The sequence below is a fragment of the Pseudomonas sp. BT76 TE3572 genome (assembly GCF_050435365.1).
Taxonomy (GTDB): domain Bacteria; phylum Pseudomonadota; class Gammaproteobacteria; order Pseudomonadales; family Pseudomonadaceae; genus Aquipseudomonas; species Aquipseudomonas fluorescens_W.
The window spans coordinates 2,076,021-2,094,575 of sequence record NZ_JBNDKE010000001.1 but is presented as its reverse complement, the minus strand read 5'-3'; the positions used below and the strand labels follow the sequence as shown (position 1 = coordinate 2,094,575).

Annotated in this window: 22 protein-coding genes; 7 read left to right on the top strand and 15 right to left on the bottom strand. The window is 58.3% G+C overall.

The features are described 5' to 3' along the window. Window positions 1-134: 134 nt before the first annotated feature. From ABH912_RS09605 to ABH912_RS09595, 3 genes are all read right to left on the bottom strand, one after another. On the bottom strand, window positions 135-1,565 hold the full coding sequence (locus ABH912_RS09605) for an IS1182 family transposase (RefSeq protein ID WP_429510517.1): 1,431 nt from the start codon (window positions 1,563-1,565) through the stop codon (window positions 135-137). 195 nt (window positions 1,566-1,760) lie between these two features. Continuing rightward, window positions 1,761-2,183, bottom strand: coding sequence for an MAPEG family protein (locus tag ABH912_RS09600; RefSeq protein WP_429510516.1), 423 nt, complete (start codon window positions 2,181-2,183; stop codon window positions 1,761-1,763). A gap of 81 nt (window positions 2,184-2,264) precedes the next feature. Continuing rightward, the gene (locus tag ABH912_RS09595) at window positions 2,265-3,218 is read right to left on the bottom strand and encodes a hypothetical protein (protein WP_429510515.1); all 954 of its coding nucleotides are present in this window, start codon (window positions 3,216-3,218) and stop codon (window positions 2,265-2,267) included. A 199-nt stretch (window positions 3,219-3,417) separates the two neighbouring features. On the opposite strand from ABH912_RS09595, the gene ABH912_RS09590 reads away from it, so the two are divergent. Together ABH912_RS09590 and ABH912_RS09585 are read left to right on the top strand one after the other, a co-directional pair. Beyond that, window positions 3,418-4,374: an AraC family transcriptional regulator gene (locus ABH912_RS09590; protein WP_429510514.1), complete on the top strand. Its 957-nt coding sequence runs from the start codon at window positions 3,418-3,420 to the stop codon at window positions 4,372-4,374. Window positions 4,375-4,530: 156 nt separating this feature from the next. After that, window positions 4,531-5,277, top strand: coding sequence for a tetratricopeptide repeat protein (locus tag ABH912_RS09585; RefSeq protein ID WP_429510513.1), 747 nt, complete (start codon window positions 4,531-4,533; stop codon window positions 5,275-5,277). A gap of 32 nt (window positions 5,278-5,309) precedes the next feature. On the opposite strand, the gene ABH912_RS09580 is transcribed toward ABH912_RS09585, so the two are convergent. Together ABH912_RS09580 and ABH912_RS09575 are read right to left on the bottom strand one after the other, a co-directional pair. Then, window positions 5,310-5,510, bottom strand: coding sequence for a bacteriocin immunity protein (locus tag ABH912_RS09580; protein WP_429513084.1), 201 nt, complete (start codon window positions 5,508-5,510; stop codon window positions 5,310-5,312). 143 nt (window positions 5,511-5,653) lie between these two features. Continuing rightward, window positions 5,654-6,058, bottom strand: coding sequence for a DUF6632 domain-containing protein (locus ABH912_RS09575; RefSeq protein WP_429510512.1), 405 nt, complete (start codon window positions 6,056-6,058; stop codon window positions 5,654-5,656). Between the two features lie 376 nt (window positions 6,059-6,434). Between ABH912_RS09575 and ABH912_RS09570 the strand changes: the two genes are divergently transcribed. Continuing rightward, window positions 6,435-6,764 (top strand): DHCW motif cupin fold protein, encoded by a 330-nt coding sequence (locus ABH912_RS09570; RefSeq protein WP_429513082.1) that lies wholly within the window; start codon window positions 6,435-6,437, stop codon window positions 6,762-6,764. Window positions 6,765-6,858: 94 nt separating this feature from the next. Beyond that, the gene (locus tag ABH912_RS09565) at window positions 6,859-7,431 is read left to right on the top strand and encodes an eCIS core domain-containing protein (protein WP_429513081.1); all 573 of its coding nucleotides are present in this window, start codon (window positions 6,859-6,861) and stop codon (window positions 7,429-7,431) included. Here ABH912_RS09565 and ABH912_RS09560 read toward each other — a convergent pair. The 9 genes from ABH912_RS09560 to ABH912_RS09520 all read right to left on the bottom strand — a co-directional run bounded on the left by ABH912_RS09560 (window position 7,400) and on the right by ABH912_RS09520 (window position 13,989). Continuing rightward, entirely contained in the window at window positions 7,400-8,110 is a 711-nt protein-coding gene (locus ABH912_RS09560; protein WP_429510511.1) for a class I SAM-dependent methyltransferase, read from the bottom strand. The two genes, ABH912_RS09565 and ABH912_RS09560, sit on opposite strands and share 32 nt — an antisense overlap. 49 nt (window positions 8,111-8,159) lie before the next feature. After that, window positions 8,160-8,756, bottom strand: coding sequence for a cytochrome c3 family protein (locus tag ABH912_RS09555; RefSeq protein ID WP_033059988.1), 597 nt, complete (start codon window positions 8,754-8,756; stop codon window positions 8,160-8,162). Window positions 8,757-8,765: 9 nt separating this feature from the next. Beyond that, complete coding sequence (locus ABH912_RS09550) at window positions 8,766-9,251, bottom strand: nitrate reductase cytochrome c-type subunit (RefSeq protein ID WP_033059990.1); 486 nt, start codon at window positions 9,249-9,251, stop codon at window positions 8,766-8,768. 11 nt (window positions 9,252-9,262) lie between these two features. Next, window positions 9,263-11,767 carry a nitrate reductase catalytic subunit NapA gene (napA, locus tag ABH912_RS09545; protein ID WP_429510510.1) on the bottom strand — a complete coding sequence of 835 codons (2,505 nt, stop codon included), beginning with the start codon at window positions 11,765-11,767 and terminating at the stop codon, window positions 9,263-9,265. Further along, the gene (locus ABH912_RS09540) at window positions 11,764-12,024 is read right to left on the bottom strand and encodes a chaperone NapD (protein WP_033059994.1); all 261 of its coding nucleotides are present in this window, start codon (window positions 12,022-12,024) and stop codon (window positions 11,764-11,766) included. Before ABH912_RS09540 ends, napA begins: the two co-directional genes overlap by 4 nt. A gap of 37 nt (window positions 12,025-12,061) precedes the next feature. Then, window positions 12,062-12,229: a periplasmic nitrate reductase, NapE protein gene (gene napE / locus ABH912_RS09535; protein ID WP_033059995.1), complete on the bottom strand. Its 168-nt coding sequence runs from the start codon at window positions 12,227-12,229 to the stop codon at window positions 12,062-12,064. A 171-nt stretch (window positions 12,230-12,400) separates the two neighbouring features. Continuing rightward, complete coding sequence (gene arsH / locus ABH912_RS09530) at window positions 12,401-13,093, bottom strand: arsenical resistance protein ArsH (protein WP_033059996.1); 693 nt, start codon at window positions 13,091-13,093, stop codon at window positions 12,401-12,403. Window positions 13,094-13,105: 12 nt separating this feature from the next. Next, window positions 13,106-13,576 (bottom strand): arsenate reductase ArsC, encoded by a 471-nt coding sequence (locus tag ABH912_RS09525; protein WP_429510509.1) that lies wholly within the window; start codon window positions 13,574-13,576, stop codon window positions 13,106-13,108. Window positions 13,577-13,641: 65 nt separating this feature from the next. Continuing rightward, the gene (locus tag ABH912_RS09520) at window positions 13,642-13,989 is read right to left on the bottom strand and encodes a metalloregulator ArsR/SmtB family transcription factor (protein WP_429510508.1); all 348 of its coding nucleotides are present in this window, start codon (window positions 13,987-13,989) and stop codon (window positions 13,642-13,644) included. A 210-nt stretch (window positions 13,990-14,199) separates the two neighbouring features. Here ABH912_RS09520 and ABH912_RS09515 point away from each other — a divergent pair, with 210 nt between their 5' ends. Then, window positions 14,200-14,772, top strand: a complete 573-nt coding sequence (locus ABH912_RS09515; RefSeq protein WP_429510507.1) for a hypothetical protein — start codon at window positions 14,200-14,202, stop codon at window positions 14,770-14,772. Between the two features lie 24 nt (window positions 14,773-14,796). Here the strand turns inward: ABH912_RS09515 and ABH912_RS09510 are convergent, their stop codons facing one another. Further along, the gene (locus tag ABH912_RS09510) at window positions 14,797-15,096 is read right to left on the bottom strand and encodes a hypothetical protein (RefSeq protein WP_429510506.1); all 300 of its coding nucleotides are present in this window, start codon (window positions 15,094-15,096) and stop codon (window positions 14,797-14,799) included. Window positions 15,097-15,344: 248 nt separating this feature from the next. On the opposite strand from ABH912_RS09510, the gene ABH912_RS09505 reads away from it, so the two are divergent. Further along, window positions 15,345-16,367 carry a helix-turn-helix transcriptional regulator gene (locus ABH912_RS09505; protein WP_429510505.1) on the top strand — a complete coding sequence of 341 codons (1,023 nt, stop codon included), beginning with the start codon at window positions 15,345-15,347 and terminating at the stop codon, window positions 16,365-16,367. Window positions 16,368-16,671: 304 nt separating this feature from the next. Next, the gene (locus tag ABH912_RS09500; RefSeq protein ID WP_429510504.1) at window positions 16,672-18,540 is read left to right on the top strand and encodes an amidohydrolase; all 1,869 of its coding nucleotides are present in this window, start codon (window positions 16,672-16,674) and stop codon (window positions 18,538-18,540) included. The last annotated feature ends 15 nt before the right edge of the window (window positions 18,541-18,555 follow it).

The window sequence follows — 18,555 nt, the reverse complement described above, 5'->3', positions numbered from 1 at the left end:
ACCTGATCGTCTTGGGTCATTGACGTTCGTTGGTTGAGCGATCGCACGGTCAATGCTTCGAGTCGCATCGGTCGCGACCTGGAACACGTAACGCTGTTTTTACAGCCTCTGGGATGGGCCAAAACCAGCCTTTTTTATGCCGACAGCGCCTTCATCAAACCATTAGCACCCATGATTTTCATGACCCGCTTCATGTTGTAGGCGAGCACATTCAAGCTCATCTCCGCGCTCACCCCGGCCAGCTTTCGGGTCAGGAAGTGCGTCGCACCCATCCATTGTTTGAGCGTCCCGAAGGGATGCTCAACAGTCCGTTTTCGGACTCGCATCATCTCTGGTGCTTTGCTCAGCCGAAGCTGCATCTTCTCCAATACGTCTTCATACTCCCAGCGTCGAACTCGTCGTTCCGTGCTCGGTGTGCACTGCGATTTCAACGCGCAGCCCCGGCATTTCGAACTCCAGTAACGATGCATCTTCAGTCCTTTTTCAACGTAGGAATAGTGCCAGATCAGTGCCTCTCCAGCCGGGCAAATGTATTCGTTTTTTGCCGCGTCATAGATGAAGGCATCGTTATTGAAACGCCCGTCAGCCTTAGCTCCAGAGGTCATCGGCTTGGGCACATAGGCGGTGATGCCGGCATCGTGACAAGCCAGGATTTGTTCACTTTTGAAGTAACCTCGGTCCGCCACCACCGACAACGTATCTGACGCCATCGCCTCGCGGGCCTGCTTGGCCATCGAGCTGAGTTGATCGCGGTCGGAACCGACGTTAGTCACCTCGTGCGCAACGATCAAATGGTGCTGAGTATCGACCGCTGTCTGCACGTTGTAGCCGACGATTCCCGTGCCGCGCGTCATCATGGAACGGCTGTCTGGATCGGTCAGTGAGACCTGTTTATCCGGCGATTCATTGAGCTGGATTTCAATAGCCTGAAGCTCTTTCATTTGAGTTTTGAGCTTGGCGATTTTCTCTTCCAGCCGCACGGCGCTGGGCTCGGAAGCTGTTGGTTCTTGCCGATCGGCAGCATCGAGTGCTGCCAGGTAACGATTGATACTCGATTCAATTTCTTCCATGCGCCGTTTCAGTTTGGCGCTGGTGAAATTGCGGTCGCGGTTATTGACTGCCTTGAACTTGCTGCCATCGATGGCGACCAGATATTCTCCAAACAATCCCAACTGCTGACACAGCACAACGAACTGGCGACAGACGCCTCGGATGGCCTTGCTGTTGTCTTTTCGGAAGTTGGCGATGGTCTTGAAGTCCGGCATCAAACGCCCGATCAACCACATCAGTTCGACGTTGCGCTGGGCTTCTCGCTCCAAACGTCGGCTCGACTGGATGCGGTTGAGATAGCCGTAGATGTAGATCTTTAGCAAGATTGCGGGGTGGTAAGCAGGCCGTCCAGTATCGGCTGGAATGACACCTTCAAAACCCAGATTGACCAGGTCGAGTTCGTCGACAAAGACGTCGACTACGCGCACCGGATTGGTATCGCTGACGTAGTCGTCGAGGCTCTCGGGAAGTAAGGTGCCTTGGCCTCGATGTTCACCTTGGATAAAGCGCTTCATGGGCGATCCCTGCGATGAAATCCTCGGAAATCATAGCAAGGGTTCGCGAAGGCGTTTTTACACACTCTGGGCTGTTTTCTGCCGGTCGCGCCAAAGATAGTCTGGATCGAATCCTGCCACTGACTCACCAAGGCGCGTCTGAGCGAAATATTGATTTGCAGGACCAGCCCTGAATTCACCTCTCTATTTAAGTATTCATACGCCGTAACTAGCGGCTATGACAATAAGTGCGAGAAAACAGACCAACTGCACGCAAAAGAAGCTAAACCGAACCGCCACGAACCTATCGGTTTGCACATGGGAGACGTGAACCAGAGACTGGCACACGCGAGCGATCAGGACGATTGTCGACAAGTGGTTCACTGCTGGGCCGTCGATACCCAGGGCTGAAATCACGAATACGATGACGCCAAAGACAGGCAGATTTTCCACGCAGTTCGCGTGGGCTCTTGTCCCGCGCTGATACCAATCCTCGCCTTCGAGCTGATCGCTTCGGAAAGAGGCAATCGGAACATTCGAGAACAGGATTCTGACCCAGCGATACACCCCGACGGTTGCCATCAATAACAGTAGAGTCCAGGTCGCAAATCCAAGCAGCATCCACATCGGAATCGTCATGGCCGGCCTCCTCAAACAATCATTTTCAGCACGTCATCCCGCAGCCGCGCGACCGACGCGCGGTCGGTCGCGCCCTGTCGATCAATTGCTCATGATGGGGGCCAGTGCGGTCTGAATCCTGGACATCTGTGATGGTGTTGTCATGCGCGTAAGCAGCCGGCCGAAGTGTGGATGCTGCACGCCCGAGATGATGTATTGCCAGCGGTAGGCGCTCAGTACGGAGGCTTTGATTTGCGCTGCTTCATCGACACTGAAAATTCGTGAAACATTGCGAATAAAGTAGTCGGCATCGGATGCCGATTGTGCCTGAAGGATTCCATCGACGGCCGCCACCAGCGCAATCAGATCGTTCACTGCCTGGTCGCGCTCGGCTGGCGAGCGTTTCGCGTGCTCCGCCTCCCACTCCAGTTCATCGAGTACGACGTGCCGGCTTTCATCCTTCCAGTGAAATTTGAAGACATCCTTGAACAGTGGGCACAACTCCTCGCGCGGGGCGATGCTTTGCACGTAGTGCGTCTGAACAAACAGCTCGATATGACAGGTCAGCGCCAGCACCGACCAGGTGCTGGCCGCCAGTACCGCGCGCGCCACATCGTTTGGATCGGCAACTTGACGATATCCCGCTGGCAATTGCGTATCCATCATCGTCTCAATGCGCCGGAACAGCTCCTGATGCTTGAGCTCGTCGTTGGAAAAGCGCACCAGCGCTTCGAGTGCGAGCTGATCGTCAAATACATGGCCCCGACCTTGATCGAGCATTTTGGCACTGATAAAACGCTCGACCAGGCCAAAAATATACGCATAGGTTCGGCCCTGAATCTGACTGAGCAGGCGCGCCTCGTCCGCGGCGAGAAAGGTCAGGCGGTCAATCCGCGATAGTCCGTCGGGCAAGAATTTTCGCGAGAAATCGAAGCGGCGGTCCTGTAGCAAATCGCGATCGATCTGCCATTCCGCTTTCTTCGATGATCTGACAAGTTGAGCATAACGGGCGGCGTTTCCCGAGTTTGAGCGGGGCAGGGTAGCGGCGGTGTTCATAGTGATCTCCGGCTTCCGTGGTCGAGTTGGAATGGGCCAATTACGGTTAACGCGGAAGCCAATGACCCTCGTTGAAGCGTCTGGGGATCGTCTCGATCACTGAATCCGCGTTGGTGCTAATCTAGGCCTCGCAGGTCAGGCGGCGAATGACCAGTGCGCCTGATTACATGCTCCGGACTCCGGAAAGGAGGGCTGGCAATTGCTGGATGCGCTATCTGATGTATTGCGTGTGATTCGGCTGTCTGGAGGGGTCTTCCTCGAGGCGGAGTTCACTGCGCCCTGGTGCATCAGCGGAAGAATCTCTGCGGACGATTGCAAACCGTTCCTGGCGGCACCTCGACATATCATTGCGTCGCATTTTGTCGCGGCGGGGCATATGCAATTGCGAATCGACGATGGCGCCACTCTCGACGTAGGGGCAGGCGAACTGATTCTGCTTCCTCGCAATGACGTTCATACTTTTGGCAGTGATCTAAGCATTGCACCCATGTCGGCGCGCGATGTTATTCAGCCGCCGGAAGTCGGCGGCATTTCACGAATCAAGTACGGCGGGAGCGGCGAGACCACACAGTTATTGTGCGGATTTCTCGGCTCTGAAACACCATTCAGTCCGTTGCTTTCGTCGCTGCCATCCTTATTAAAATTAGACGTCCGCGCGACGGCTTCGGGAGCCTGGATTGAAAGCTCATTCCGTTTCGCTGTCAGTGAGATTGCGGCGGGGCGCGTCGGCTCGACAACGGTCATCGCCAAGCTTTCCGAATTGCTGTTCGTCGAAGCCGTCAGCCAGTATGTCGCGAACCTCCCCGCTGAACGGCGCGGGTGGCTGGCGGGTTTGCGCGATCCGCATATCGGGCGCGCATTGGCGCTGCTCCATGCTCGACCAACCGAGGGCTGGACGGCAGAAGCCCTGGCGCTTGAAGTGGGCATGTCGCGCTCGGTATTCGCGGAGCGATTCACGGCATTGGTCGGACAGCCACCGATGCAATACCTGACGCTCTGGCGTATGCACGTGGCGGCTCAACAGCTGCGCGAAGGTCGCGGTAATGTGGCGCAAATCGGTTTTGCAGTGGGCTACGAATCCGAAGCCGCGTTCAGTCGTGCATTCAAACGCCAGTTCGGCACATCACCCGGCACCTGGCGCAGACAATCAGCCTGAGAAGGCTGTGGATTCCACGCCATCCGCAGTGGCCGTTGCCGCGGGAACTTCAGGGTACTGGCCAGGTCAACAGAGGCCCTGTTTCGGCGATGCCGAGCAGTGCTGGTGGCCTGTTTTACGGCAGCGCCGTCCGAGATCAGCCGAGTCCGCCCCCTGATGCCAACCAAGAGTTTTCTGCCGGGTCTGATCCTGGCGTTCTGCGCCGTCGCGTCGCTTTGCTCGGTTGCTGCCGAGCGAAGAGCGCCCTCGCAAAGTAACAGCGCATCAACCACGCTCATCGAAACCGCCTCGCGGCAGTATGAAAATGGCCAGTTGGACCAAGCCGCTGCCACGCTGGAGCGTGCCCTGCATATCCAGCCAAACAATCCCGCGACATTGCATTACCTCGGTGTGTTGCGTCTTCAGCAGGGGCAGTACCAGCAGGCAGAAACGTTGGCGGCGCGCTCGAACATGCGGGTGGGTCCTAACGTCGAGTTACGCAACCGCAACTTCCAATTGATCCAGGCGGCGCAGCAGGCCAAGGCTTCGAGTACCACACCCAACACCAAAGAGGACCAGGTCGCAGTACAGAAGGGGCTCGAAGAGGAGGCCAAAAAGCGCCGCGAAGCAGAACTGGCCGCTGCCGAACAAGCCGACGCTGGCAACTTCACTAGCGCAAAGGCAGAGAGCGTCTCGGATTCGCCGACGGCTGGCGGGCCACGGCCCGAAGGAGAGTTGCCAGTGGCTTCCGTCGAGCCAGAGCCCGCGTACGATGAGGTTGCGATTCCCCGCGGCCATTGGCCGCCTCCGGGTAAATGCCGAATCTGGTTCCCTGATCGCCCGCCCGGGCATCAGCCCAAACCTGGCAAATGCAAGAAGTTGCGACATCGGGTTCCGGCAGGAGCCTATCTGGTGCGCGGTTGAGTTACTGAGTGTGACATTCCGCGTCCTGCCAATCAGGACGAGATCGAGCAGATTTTCCATACCGCGATGTAACCGATGTGAAGTGACACCAGCCAGATCAAAAGCCCCGCCTTCGGCTGAGTCGCGTCTTCTGGGTAGAAGATCAAGTCGGAGCCTGCTGGATGCTCACAGATAGTGTTGAAGTGCTGCACAAGCTTGGACGGTAGTTGCGCCTTGGACTCAAAGGCCGATATTGGTCCAGGTTGTGTAAAAAGACAGGCACCGTTTTGAAGTCTGCGTTGCTACGTAAAATCTGTCGGCGCTTGGTTGATCAAGCAGACCAAAAACTTGCGTATAAACGCGATTTTCGTCCCGATCCTGACAGTCAAACCTGCTCTTAGGCCCCATTGTGTGTCCGGGGCCGAGCGGCCAATTGCGAGCGGGGCGTCAAGATGGCCAAGGCAACCGCCACGATGAAAAGCGCCGGCACGTCACCTGCCAAGTGCCCCATTTGCCCCGGCTGGTTGACCGCCTGGACGGCCATGATTCCTCCGTGTACGGCGCTAGACCACACGGTGAACCAGATCAGGCTCAGATTGGCTAATGGATCACGTGCGGCCAGGATCAAGAACACGCCAAGTGTGGCGTAGATGCCAACGATCATCATCGGGTAGTCCGAGTGACCGACGTGCCAGGCCCAGCCGGACGGCCAGAACAACATAAGTGGGTAGAGAGCAAGGCACGCGAGGCCAGCCAAAACTAGAACGACGCGCAAATACCTGAGGCGATCGACTTCGGTCATGGCGGGCTCCTCTTTGGCCTAACTCTAAATTGACCCCAAGTGGGGTGATAACACCTTCACGGGCTTGGTGGATAACATTCCTTGTTCTGTCGTCTAGCCCTGACTAGACCGGGCATTGCGACAGTCGGGTGACCGCTGAACGGGCTTATACACCATGGATGGAAAGCCCAATCTGCTCAACGAGTTCTGGCAGTAGACCAAGCATAGCTACTCATTAGTTATCGCTCCGTCCACCGGCTGTTTCTGGCCGAAAACCGCCCCTGGCTATCAGGCTTGACTGGGCGCCTGTATCTCATAAATGCCGGGCATCTGTGTCTATCGAAAGGAGTACTGGATGGGTACGGTCCACAGACACTCCTTCATTGATGAGGCAACGATGGATCTGACGGCTGTTCCCTTTGGTACGACCGATTGGTCGACTGTCGAACCTGTACAACATGTTGGACAGACGGGTACCGCCTATTGGCGAACCTGCCAGTTTGGTTCAACGCGTGTACGGATGGTTGAATACAGTCCCGGATATCTGGCCGATCACTGGTGCTGGAGAGGTCATATCCTGTTGTGCCTGGAAGGCGAGTTGCACACGGAGCTGGAGGATGGGCGTCAGTTCACGCTCACCGCCGGGATGAGTTATCAGGTGGGCAGCAACGCTGAGGGGCATCGATCTTTTAGCACTACTGGTGCCAAGTTGTTCATCGTGGATTAACGCTGGGGCGTCTGGTTCGGGACTACGCTAATGCCATGCGGATCGTCGATCAATGGTGACCCTGTTCGCGTTGCGTCTGTTCTTGGAGCACCCAATGCCGCCCATCATCACGCGCCTGGTGGCGCTGTCTGTTCTTTGCCTGACTCTTGAGGTGCCAGCCCAGACCAACGCCTGTCCAGCTGGCGAGACACAAGTGTGCCTGGACGACTGCATCTGCCTGCCAGTGCCTGATGGCCTCTACCAGATCGCGACACCTGCCCTGGCGCTGTGGCTGACCCAAGCCCGCGCTGAAGCAGCCAGTGCTGGCGTGCAGCCCATTCCACCGCACATCCGGGAGCAACTGCTGCGCTGGTACGACCCCAGCGTCCTCGATACCGCGCGCTACAAAGTGAGCGACAACGGCCAATTCAGCGCCGCCAATGCCATGCTGCAAAACCCCGATGTTGGTGCCGTGACGCTGATCGACATCATCCTTTTCCGGGACGCTCAATCCGCAGAACAGGACGTCGCGCTTTGGGCTCACGAGTTAAAGCATGTGCAGCAGTATCAGGAATGGGGGGTAGACGGATTTGCCCAGCGGTATACACAGGATTTCAATGCTGTGGAGGCGCCGGCTTATGCCATACAGGCTGAGGTCAGGCGGTGGGTGCGGGAAGGGGCTGACTGAAGGGTAGCGAACCCCGCTGCTCGGCCACCAACAGCAATGACTGCGGCACAGGACTTTGCGGGTGCTGCGGTTCCTGCAAGGCGGTCAGCTGAAAACCGGCCATGTCCAGCGCATTGAACCAACTGGACAAAGTGCGCAAGTACCACGGCATGGGTTGCCACTGTCCCTTGAATCCGGCGAAATTCTCTTCCCGCCAGCCATCCTGATAATCGCCCGCCGCCGCGGTCCATGGATGCAGTGTCTGGATCACCAGCGCGCCGCCAGGGGCGAGCAGGGCGTTCATGGCGGCGAGCAGCGGGATGATGTCCTGGTGCAGCAGGGCGAAGTTGGCGCAGATCAGGTCGTAGTCGCGGCCGATGTCCACTTTCGCCTCCACCAACTCTTCATAGCTCGCCAGATGCACCGGCGAAGAGCCCGACGCCCGCGCCGCCTCGACCAGCGTCGCATCGCCATCCACACCGACCGCCTTGATGCCCCGTTCAGCCAGCGCGCGCAACAGCCAGCCCTCGCCGCAGCCCAGGTCGAGCACGCGCTCGGGCTGGCGGCCCAGCACCGCCAGCAGGATTGCCTGGTCGGTGACCTTGAGGCGGCTTTCGATGGCGCCGGTGCGGATGGCTTCGATCCAGGATTGGGCGTTGTGGTGCCAGCTGTCGAGGAGAGTGGATTCAGGGGCGGGCATGTCGTTGTCCGGAGTGGGTGGTTGGATGGAAGGATAGGACAAGATAGCCCTACCAGCCTTTCACTCCACTCATATCGGGCAGCTTGTGAGCGATGCCCTTGTGGCAGTCGATACAGGTGGCCTCACCGTTGGCCAATGAAGTCGAGTGCATGGCAGAAGCGCGCTTGCTCTGGCGGGTAAAATCCATGAACTCGAAGTTGTGGCAATTACGGCATTCGCGAGAGTCGTTGGCCTTGAGCCTTGCCCACTCATGTTCGGCCAGTTCGCGACGCAGCGTGAGGAATTTGTCGCGCGTATCGATGGTGCCGAAAATCTTGCCCCATACCTCCTTCGAAGCCTGCATCTTGCGCGCGATCTTGTGGGTCCATTCGTGGGGGACGTGGCAGTCCGGGCAACTGGCGCGTACGCCGGAGCGGTTGGTGTAGTGGATCGTGTCTTTGAGCTCGACGAAAACGTTGTCACGCATCTCATGACAGGAGATGCAGAATTTCTCGGTATTGCTCAGCTCCAGCGCGGTGTTGAAGCCACCCCAGAAAATGATCCCGGCGATAAAGCCCCCCAGCGTCAGAAAGCCCAGGCTGTAGTAGAGGCTCGGACGACGCAGGATGCCCCAGTAATCCTTGAGCAGGGCGAACAGTGCTTTCATGTTGCCTCCTCAGGGTTTCTGCGCGGCGTTGGCGTCGTCTTGCAGTATTTTGTCGATCGTCTCGAAACTGTTGCCCACCAAGGGTTGCACTTCTGTTTGCGGCACGTGGCATTGGTTACAGAAGTACCGGCGCGGTGACACCGCCGCCAGCGCCTGGCCGTCGCGGTCCATGTAGTGGGTGATGCTGATCATCGTCGCCTGGGTCCGCGCGCTGTTGGCACGGCTGTGACAGGACAGGCACTTGTTGCCGTTTTGGTCGATCTGATAACCGCGAATGGTATGGGGGATGGTGGGAGGCTGGTCCGGGTAATTGCGTTCGCGCTTCAGGTCTTTGTTTTCTTCATTGGCAATGGGCGGGGCCGGCAGGCTCTGGGTCAAGGTGCCACCGGGCCGGCGCCCATCCGGTCCCGGTGCGTCGAGGGGGTAATTGACTTCTGCAGCCATCACCACACCAATTGCAGCGAGCAGGAGCAACGGCAGGATTCGCAAAGGCATGACGGTTCTCCTCAGGCCACGCTGATCAACTCGATTCGTATCGCGCATTTTTTGTAGTCGGTCTGCTTGGAGATCGGGTCGGTGGCATCGAGCGTGACTTTGTTGATCAGCTTGTTGGCATCGAAAAACGGCACGAACACCAGTCCTTGCGGAGGCTTGTTACGCCCGCGGGTCTCGATGCGCGCACGGATCTCACCGCGTCGGCTGATCAACTTCACTTCACTGCCACGTCGCGCCTTCAAGGCCTTGGCATCTTCGGGGTGCATGTAGACCAAGGCGTCCGGCACCGCTTTGTACAGTTCCTCGACGCGTTGGGTCATCGTGCCGGTGTGCCAGTGTTCGAGGACGCGCCCGGTGCTCAGCCAGAACGGGTAATCGGCATCCGGGGCTTCGGCTGGCGGCTCGTAGGGGAGGGCGAAGATGATCGCCTTCTTGTCCGGGTGGCCGTAGAACTGCACCTCGCTGCCTTTTTCCACGTAGGGGTCCAGCCCTTCGCGGTAACGCCAGCGGGTTTCCTTGCCGTCCACCACCGGCCAGCGCAGGCCTCGTTCGCTGTGGTAGCGGTCGAACGTGGCAAGGTCATGCCCGTGGCCGCGACCGAACTGGGCGTACTCCTCGAACAAACCTTTTTGCAGGTAGAAGCCAAACGCTTTGGCTTCATCATTTTTGTATCCGGCTTCCATTTGCTCGACCGGAAACTGGTCAACCTGACCGTTCTTGTAAAGCACTTCAAACAGGGTTTTACCCTTGTGCTCAGGAGAGGTGGCCAGTAACTCGGCGGGCCAGGTTTCATCGGTGGTGAAGCGCTTGGAAAACTCCAGCAACTGCCACAGGTCCGACTTGGCGTCCCCCGGCGCAGTCACCAACTGATGCCAGAATTGCGTACGCCGCTCGGCATTGCCGAAGGCGCCTTCCTTTTCCACCCACATGGCGCTGGGCAGGATCAGGTCGGCGGCTTGCGCGGAAACGGTGGGGTAGACATCGGAGACAATCACGAAATTATCCGGGTTGCGCCAGCCCGGCAGGACTTCCTGCATGATGTTCGGCCCGGCGTGCATGTTGTTGCTGGCCTGGGTCCAGTAAACGTTGAGCACGCCGTCCTTGAGCATGCGGCTCTGTTCCACCGCGTGAAAACCGGGCTTCTCCTGAATGGTGCCGGCGGGCAGCTTCCAGATTTTTTCGGCGATGGCGCGATGTTTTGGGTTAGTCACCACCAGATCGGCGGGCAAGCGGTGGGAGAAGGTCCCGACTTCGCGCGCCGTACCACAGGCCGACGGCTGGCCGGTGAGTGAGAAAGGACTGTTGCCCGGCTCGCTGATCTTGCCGGTGAGCAGATGGATGTTGTAGATCAGGTTGTTGGCCCAGACGCCGCGAGTGTGCTGGTTGAAACCCATGGTCCAGAACGACACGATTTTACGCTTGGGGTCGGCATACAACTCGGCCAAAGCCTTGAGCCTTTCAGCCGGAACGCCTGTCTCCTTGGCGGTTCGCTCCAGCGTGTAAGGTTTGACGAACGCGGCGTATTGGTCGAAGGAAATATCCGTCCAGGTGTTGGCCTTGGCGGCGTTTTTCGCCTTCATTTCCAGTGGATCGTCGGGACGCAGGCCGTACCCGATGTCGTCGGCACCTTGGGCAAATCGGGTGTGTTTGGTAATGAAATCCTGGTTCACCGCGCCGCTTTCAATGATGTGGTTGGCGATGTAGTTAAGGATCATCAGGTCAGTTTGCGGCTTGAACACCATGGGGATGTCGGCCAGCTCGAAACTGCGATGTTCGAAGGTCGACAGCACGGCCACTTTCACGTGAGGCTGGCTCAGGCGGCGATCGGTGACCCGGCTCCAGAGCACCGGGTGCATCTCGGCCATGTTCGAGCCCCAGAGCACGAAAGCGTCGGTGGCTTCGATGTCGTCGTAGCACCCCATCGGCTCATCCATGCCAAAGGTGCGCATAAAACCCATCACCGCCGAGGCCATGCAATGGCGGGCGTTGGGGTCGATGTTGTTGCTGCGAAAGCCTGCTTTCATCAGTTTGTTGGCGGCATAGCCTTCCCACACGGTCCATTGCCCGGAGCCGAACATGCCGACCGACCCGGGACCTTTGCTCTTCAAGGCCTCCTTGAATTTCAGTTCCATGATGTCGAAGGCCTTCTCCCAGCTGATCGGCTGGAATTCGCCTTGCTTGTCGTACTGGCCATTCTTCATGCGCAAAAGCGGTTGGGTCAGGCGATCAACGCCGTACATGATCTTCGAAAGGAAATAGCCCTTCACGCAGTTCAGTCCGCGGTTGACCTCTGCCTTGACGTCGCCGTGGGTGGCGACCACGCGGTTGTCCTTGGTCGCGACCATCACACTGCAACCAGTGCCGCAGAAACGGCAGGGCGCCTTGTTCCAGTCCAGTGTGACCATGTCCGCTTCGGTCACCAGATTACTGGCGTCGGTAATAATCGGCAGGCCAGCAGCGGCGGCTGCAATGGCGGCGGCCTGGGCTTTGACGAACTCGCGGCGCGTCATGCTCATTCGATATCTCCTTCGGGTTCGAGGAGTTCGTGGTAGATCAACGCCGCGTTGAGTACGCCCGGCAAGTTGTTGATCTGTTCGATGCGTTGAAGGATCTGACTTTCGTGTACGGCCTCAAGGACCACCACCAGTTTTCCCGCCGCACTTTCCTGATGCAGTTCCAGGCCGTCCAACAGACGCAGGTTGGCTTTAACGGCATCGAACAATTCAGGCCTGGCAAGTACTACAAGACTGGCAATATGCAGAGCTTCGTCCATGCGCTGGCTCCAATAGGCTTTCAGAAAAAGCTATTAGTTAGTTGGGTGGTCCCGGTGGGCCGTACAGCATCTGGAAAAACCAGACGATAAAACCGTAACCGCCGACGATAGCGACCGACAGCAGCGGAAAGAGGCAGACGACAAGAAAGAGAAACAGCCGGGTTTCCTTGCGGCGCTGAGGTTTTCGTTCTTCAGCCAATGACATGAGTAATCTCCTGCCGAACGTGCAGTCAGACTAGATCACGAAGTTTTTGCAGGTTTTCTGGCGGGGTTTTTACAGACCGACGGTAGTTAACCCGTGCTCCGATGTCGCAACGGGTTATAACCTTTTAAATCATTACTTCATTTAGTTAGCAAGTTGCGGACATCCCTGCTTTCAAATCGACCGTTGATTAACACGCTGAGTCAGTTCTTCCGCTGACTCCTTGCGTTCCGAGTAGCGGTCAACCAGATCCGGGCGCTCGCGCAGCAGCAGCGTGAATTTCACCAGTTCTTCCATGACGTCTACCACCCGGTCATACAGCGAGGACGGTTTCATGCGGTTGCCTTCGTCAAACTCCAGATAAGCCTTCGGCACGGAAGATTGATTCGGGATCGTGAACATCCGCATCCAGCGTCCCAGCACGCGAAGCTGATTCACCACGTTAAAGGATTGGGAACCGCCACTGACCTGCATGACGGCGAGCGTTTTTCCTTGGGTCGGACGAACAGCGCCCAGGGCCAGCGGCACCCAGTCAATCTGGGCCTTGAATACGGCAGACATGGCGCCGTGGCGTTCGGGTGAACACCAGACCTGTCCTTCAGACCATTGCATCAGTTCAAGCAATTCCTGAACTTTCGGGTGATCGTTGGGTGCGTCATCCGGTAGCGGCAGTCCCGATGGATTGAAGATCCGCGTCTCTGCACCGAAGTGTTCGAGCAGACGGGCTGCTTCTTCGACCAACAGCCGACTGAATGACCGTGCGCGGGTCGACCCGTACAGCAACAGGATTCGTGGCTTGGGTTGGCCGTCGTCACTGGCAATGGACTGAATCAATGACGCGTCGAGATTAGGCAGTGAGGGGGTCATGGGGGGCTCCAGTTACAGGGTGCTGATGCGGTCGAGTTCGCGCTTCAGAGCATCGCGATCAAGTTGGGCGAAGGGCAGGGCGAGGAATGCCCGGCAGCGTGTTTCGATGCGCGCAAGCGTCGAGTGGAATGCAGCGGCGACGACCGTCTCATCTCCCTTCACCTCTGATGGATCTTCCAGCCCCCAATGGGCTTTCAACGCCGGCCCGAAGTAGACCGGGCACGCCTCACCGGCGGCCTTGTCGCAGACGGTGATGACAATGTCCGGCGGGTTGGCCTCGAAGGCGTCATTGCCTTTGCTGCTTAACCCGTCGATCGTAATTCCGGCCTCTTGCAACGTGGTCAGGCTGCGCGGCAGAACCTGTCCTTTGGGGAAGCTGCCGGCGCTGATCGCCTGGAAGCCTTGCGGTGCAAGATGATTGAACATCGCTTCGGACAAAATGCTGCGACAGCTATTGGCGGTACACATGAACAGAACGCGCATGGCGACTCCTCTTTCCAGACGGGCAGGTGCTAAACGCTCAGGCGCAAGGCCAGGGCAGTGATGGGTCAGCAGCAGGCGGCAGTGTTGATCGGGCGGTCGCCCATCGCTTTGAGTCGAGTGCTGTTTTCCTCAAGCCAGTCGGCGTTGGCTTCGAGGGTTGTCTCAAGAGTGGTGCGAACCCACTTTGGCAGTTCGGGGTTTAGCCGGTAGTACACCCACTGACCCTGGCGGCGGTCGAGAAGCAGGCCACATGCCCGAAGCTGCGCGAGGTGGCGGGAGATTTTCGGCTGACTGTCGTCCAGGGCGCAGACCAGTTCGCAGACGCATAACTCTCCTTCACGGGTGATCAGTAAGGTGGCCCGCGTGCGAGTTTCGTCGGACAGGCATTTGAATACGGCGGCAGGGTTCAGCATGGAGGCGTCTTCAATACATGTGGTTAGCCGAATATACGGATATCCATATGTATTGAGCAAACCAAAACAGATGAACGTCAGTAAGACGACCTCTCGGAAGTGACTTTGCACAGGGGTTCATCTTGAAAATGCAATTGCTAATTTGTATCATTCGTTTTCAATTCAGCGAAGCAGGGAACGCCGCGCCAAAACAATAATAAGGTCAAGGCAATGCTAAAAATGCTTCTCGTGTACGGTCATCTGCTTGCTACGTGTATTGCCCTGGGGAGGGTGTTGCAGGCGGATCACAAGCTTTGGAGTTGGCGCAAGGAAATACTGGATCAGGCGAGGCTTGAGTACCTTGATGAAACTCAGAAGATCGTCAGCCTCGCGCTGCTGGCCCTTTGGGCAAGCGGGCTGTTGCTGGTGCTTGAGGGTTATCTCAATGACGGCGACGCGTATCTGCTCAATCAAAAACTCTGGGCCAAGGTAACGGTCGTCGCGCTGCTTAGCCTCAACGGTGCATTGTTGCATCGAGTCGGCTTCCCGTTGTTGCAAAAGGCTCCCTTCGTCGCACTGCGCAGTGCAGGCCGCACGCGACTCGCCTTATTGGGTGCGCTGTCCATGAGCGGTTGGCTATTCGCCGCTTTCCTGGGGGTGGCTCGCGCCTGGAATCACGTGTTGCCTTATCTACATGTGATGGGCGCTTTCGCCGCATTCTCGTTACTGGCTTGTTGCGTGGCACTTGCAGTCGCCGGTAGGGCGGGCAGTGTCAGTGCGCAAAAATCCTCTGTACCGGGGTAGCTATCAATCTTCACTGCCTCTCTATTAATTTTTGCACTCCGCCAACACCACTTTGCAGGTATCGGGCGTGCCACCGGATCGGCCGGCATAGCGTATGCAATTATCCAGGGATTTTTTGCGAGCCATGTTCAAGGTGGTGCCCCAAGCCAGGCCGCCCTCTCCGGCAGTGGGTAGCGCTTTTGCATAGCAGCTGTCGCCTATGCTTGAGACCGAATAGCGGGCTGTCGCCGCTTTGCCTGCACATCCCGCTGCCAGCGCCAGGTTGACGGCGAGCAGGGTGGGCAGGATCCATGACGAGCATTGGCGTGCTGTTGTTCCGATCATCCCATCTCCCCTGCAGCAATAGGCTAGAGGCATGTTTGTGGTCGTGCTTCATTCAGATTAGCCGGTGTTGTGCCGGCCCCTGAGCCGGTTTAGCGGAATTGGCGAATTTGCAGACAGCCGGAGTAAACCGTACGACAGCGAGCGGCGATTCTCCCGCAACAACTACAACAACACCGCTCGCTGGACGCCATAACCGCGCCTATGGCATCGTCGAAAAAATACGCCATGTAGTAAACAGGATGAGAGCAATGGAGGAGGGTGAAGAGGTCGGGGCCAAGGCGTCGATGGCGACGCTGATGGCGTTCAATCGTTGCGTGTTGCACCTGGGGCGCCTTGCCCGGGATCGCGGTGCCTCCCAATTCATCGCAGACGGCCTGCAGGCCTTCAGCCAACTGGTGCCCTTCGCTTCGGCATGGTGGGGCGAGATGTCGACGTCAGACGCCAGTACTCCCCCTCAAAGCTGGATGCACGGGCGGATCAATCTGCCTGAGTCGTTTGCCGTCGAATGGCACAAAGTGGCGGTCAGCGACAGATTTTCCCAGGAGACCTTGAGTCAACCCGGGGAAGTTGTGCGCGACAGTGGGTTCAACGATCCCTGCGAGGAGGTGAACGACTTCGCTCGGCGTCACGACCTCTACCACCTGATGTGCATCTCCTTCGAGTTACCCGAAAGCGGCTTGATGTTCTTCGTTTGTCTCTACCGTGGCCTTCATGCACCTGCTTTTAATGACAGCGAGGCCGGGTTGTTTTCGGCGTTCTGCGACCATCTGTTGCAGCAGTGGCGGTTCCAGGTGCAGGACATGATTCGCTTCGACACCGGCAATGGGGCGAGTGACTTCGGGGTCGCCCGGATGGACGGCAGTCTGCTGTACGTCGGCGCAAGTCTGTGCGCCGCCATTCAGCGCGAGTTGCCCGGGTGGAGCGGTTCAACGCTTCCTGCGGAAGTCATCGTGCAACTGCAAAAAGCGCCGTGTGTGATTCGTCTCGGTCGTTGTGCGCTGACGCTGAGTCCTAACGCCGAGCACGTCATCCTGTCACTCGAATCACAGTCGCGCGGGGCGGTGCTGGCGCCTCGCGAGCGCACGGCGGCGATGCTGTTCGCCGCCGGCCATTCCTATAAGGAAATTGCCAAAATCCTTGCCCTGAGTCCGGCCACAGTGCGCACCTATCTGCGCAACTGCTACTTGCAGCTCGGCGTGAAGAGCAAAGTGGAGCTGGGCTCTGTCCTGCGGTCATCGACCTCGCTTGCGGAAACTGTACTTAAGCCATAACGCATAACTTTGTAGCAGCTGCCGAAGGCTGCGTTCGGCTGCGCAGCAGTCGTGAAGTCAGATTATGCGGTGCACCAGACTCACCGCGCACTCAGGGTTTACGACTGCTGCGCAGCCGGACGCAGCCTTCGGCAGCTGCTACAAAGTATGCGTTGCTGCTCAACTGCCCGGTATTTGCCTGACCCCTCCTCATTTGTGGAGGTCCGTACTTCTGCTGCGCTCTATATCGTATGCCCTGCATATCAGGGGCTTGCGACCGTCCGTTCGGGCCACTTCCAAAACTATAAAAATAGAGGTGAGGCAGTTGAAATTTTCCAGGCTATTTATCGCCGTTTCCGCGACAACGGCATTTTCCTGTGTGGCGCTGGTGGGGTGTCAGACACACGCTTCGACAGGCGCCGACATGGTCATGCGCAACGGCTATGTCTACACCGTCGACGGCAAGAACTCCGTGCAGCAGGCGATCGCCGTCACGGGCGGGAAGATCGTTTATGTCGGCAGTGATGCAGGGGTTGCCTCTTACATCGGCAAGCAGACACAGCTGATCGATCTGGCCGGCCGCATGGTGATGCCGGGCTTCATCGATGCGCACATGCATCCGGGAGACGGAGGCCGCGCCATGACCTTGTGCGACCTGAAATACCAGACGATGACCCGCAAGGTTTTCCAGGAAACCATTCAGGCGTGCCTGGATGCCGACAAGGACAAAGGCCCCGATGTCTGGCTCGAAGTGGGCAGCTGGGATCGCATTGGCATGACCGGACTCGACGGCGACCCCGACAAATCGACACTGGACGCGCTCAAGACCAACCGCCCAATTCAAGTCCGTTCCACCGACTTCCATACGGTGCTGACCAACTCTCGCGGCCTGGCGGTCGCCGGCATCAACAAGCAAACGGCCAATCCCGGTGACGGCAAGTACATGCGCGACAGCGCCGGCAACCCGAACGGCATCTGTGAAGACGGAGCCGCCGAGGCCATGGCTGCCGTGGTGCCGCCCGCCACCGACGCAGAGAAACTCAATCAGACCCGCGCGGCGCTCGACGCCATGCGCCAGCAAGGCATCACCAGTTTCTTCGATGCCTTGTCGGGGCCGGAAAATGGCAAAGCGTTTACCACCCTGCAACAGTCGGGTGAGCTGACGGCCCGGGCCTTGCTGGCGATCAAACTCGACCCTGCGGCCGCCGCTGCCGACCCGGACAAAACCATCGCCGAGGCCAAGGCAATGGCCACTACCTACGACCAGGGCGAAGCGAAACCGGCACCGGGCGTGAGCATGCGTCACGTCAAACTGTTCATGGACGGCATCATCAACGCGCCGGCGGACACGGGTGCAATGTTGACGCCGTACCTGCGCAATGCCGGCACCGATACGGCACCGAAGTGGACCCCCGGCAAGAACACCGGCGAGCTTTACTTCCCGCCGCAAGTACTCAACCCGCTGCTGCTGAAAGCCGTTCAGGCCGGCCTCGATCCGCACCTTCACGCTACCGGAGACCGCGCGGTGCGTGACTCACTGAACGGCATCTCATACGTGCGCCAGCAACTGCCCGGCAATGACTTCCGCCCGACCATCACTCACAACGAGTCGGTGGACCCTGCCGACTATGCGCGCTTCAAGGCGCTCGACGTGACCGCCAACATGTCCTTCCAGTGGGCCCAGCAGGCGCCGTCTACGGTCGACGGTACTAACGAGCATCTGGGGGCTGCGCGATTTGCCCGCATGGAGCCGTCCGGCAGCATCGCCCGTGCCGGCGGCCGCGTTGCGTATGGCAGCGACTGGCCCGTCGACCCGCTCGACGAGTTCCTGGCGTTGAAAATCGGTGTCACCCGCTCAGGTGATCCGCTGAACCCGCACAGCTACGGCCCCAAGTATGCGGGCAGGCTGAATGCCGACCCGGCGCTGTCGCGCACTGAAGTGTTGCGCACCATCACCATGAACGCTGCCGAGCAGCTGAAACTGGACGCTGTCGTCGGTTCGGTCGAGGTCGGCAAGTTCGCTGACTTGATCGTACTGGACAAGAACTTCATGCAGGTCCCCGAGGAGGAGTTGGCTCGAAATAACGTGCTGCTGACGGTCGTGGGCGGCCAGGTCGTGTGGGCCAAGGCGCCGTTCGTTGGCCTTGATCCGAAGGCGTTGTCCCAGGCATCAGTCGCCCGTCCTGCCCAATAAAAACAAGAGAGTGTT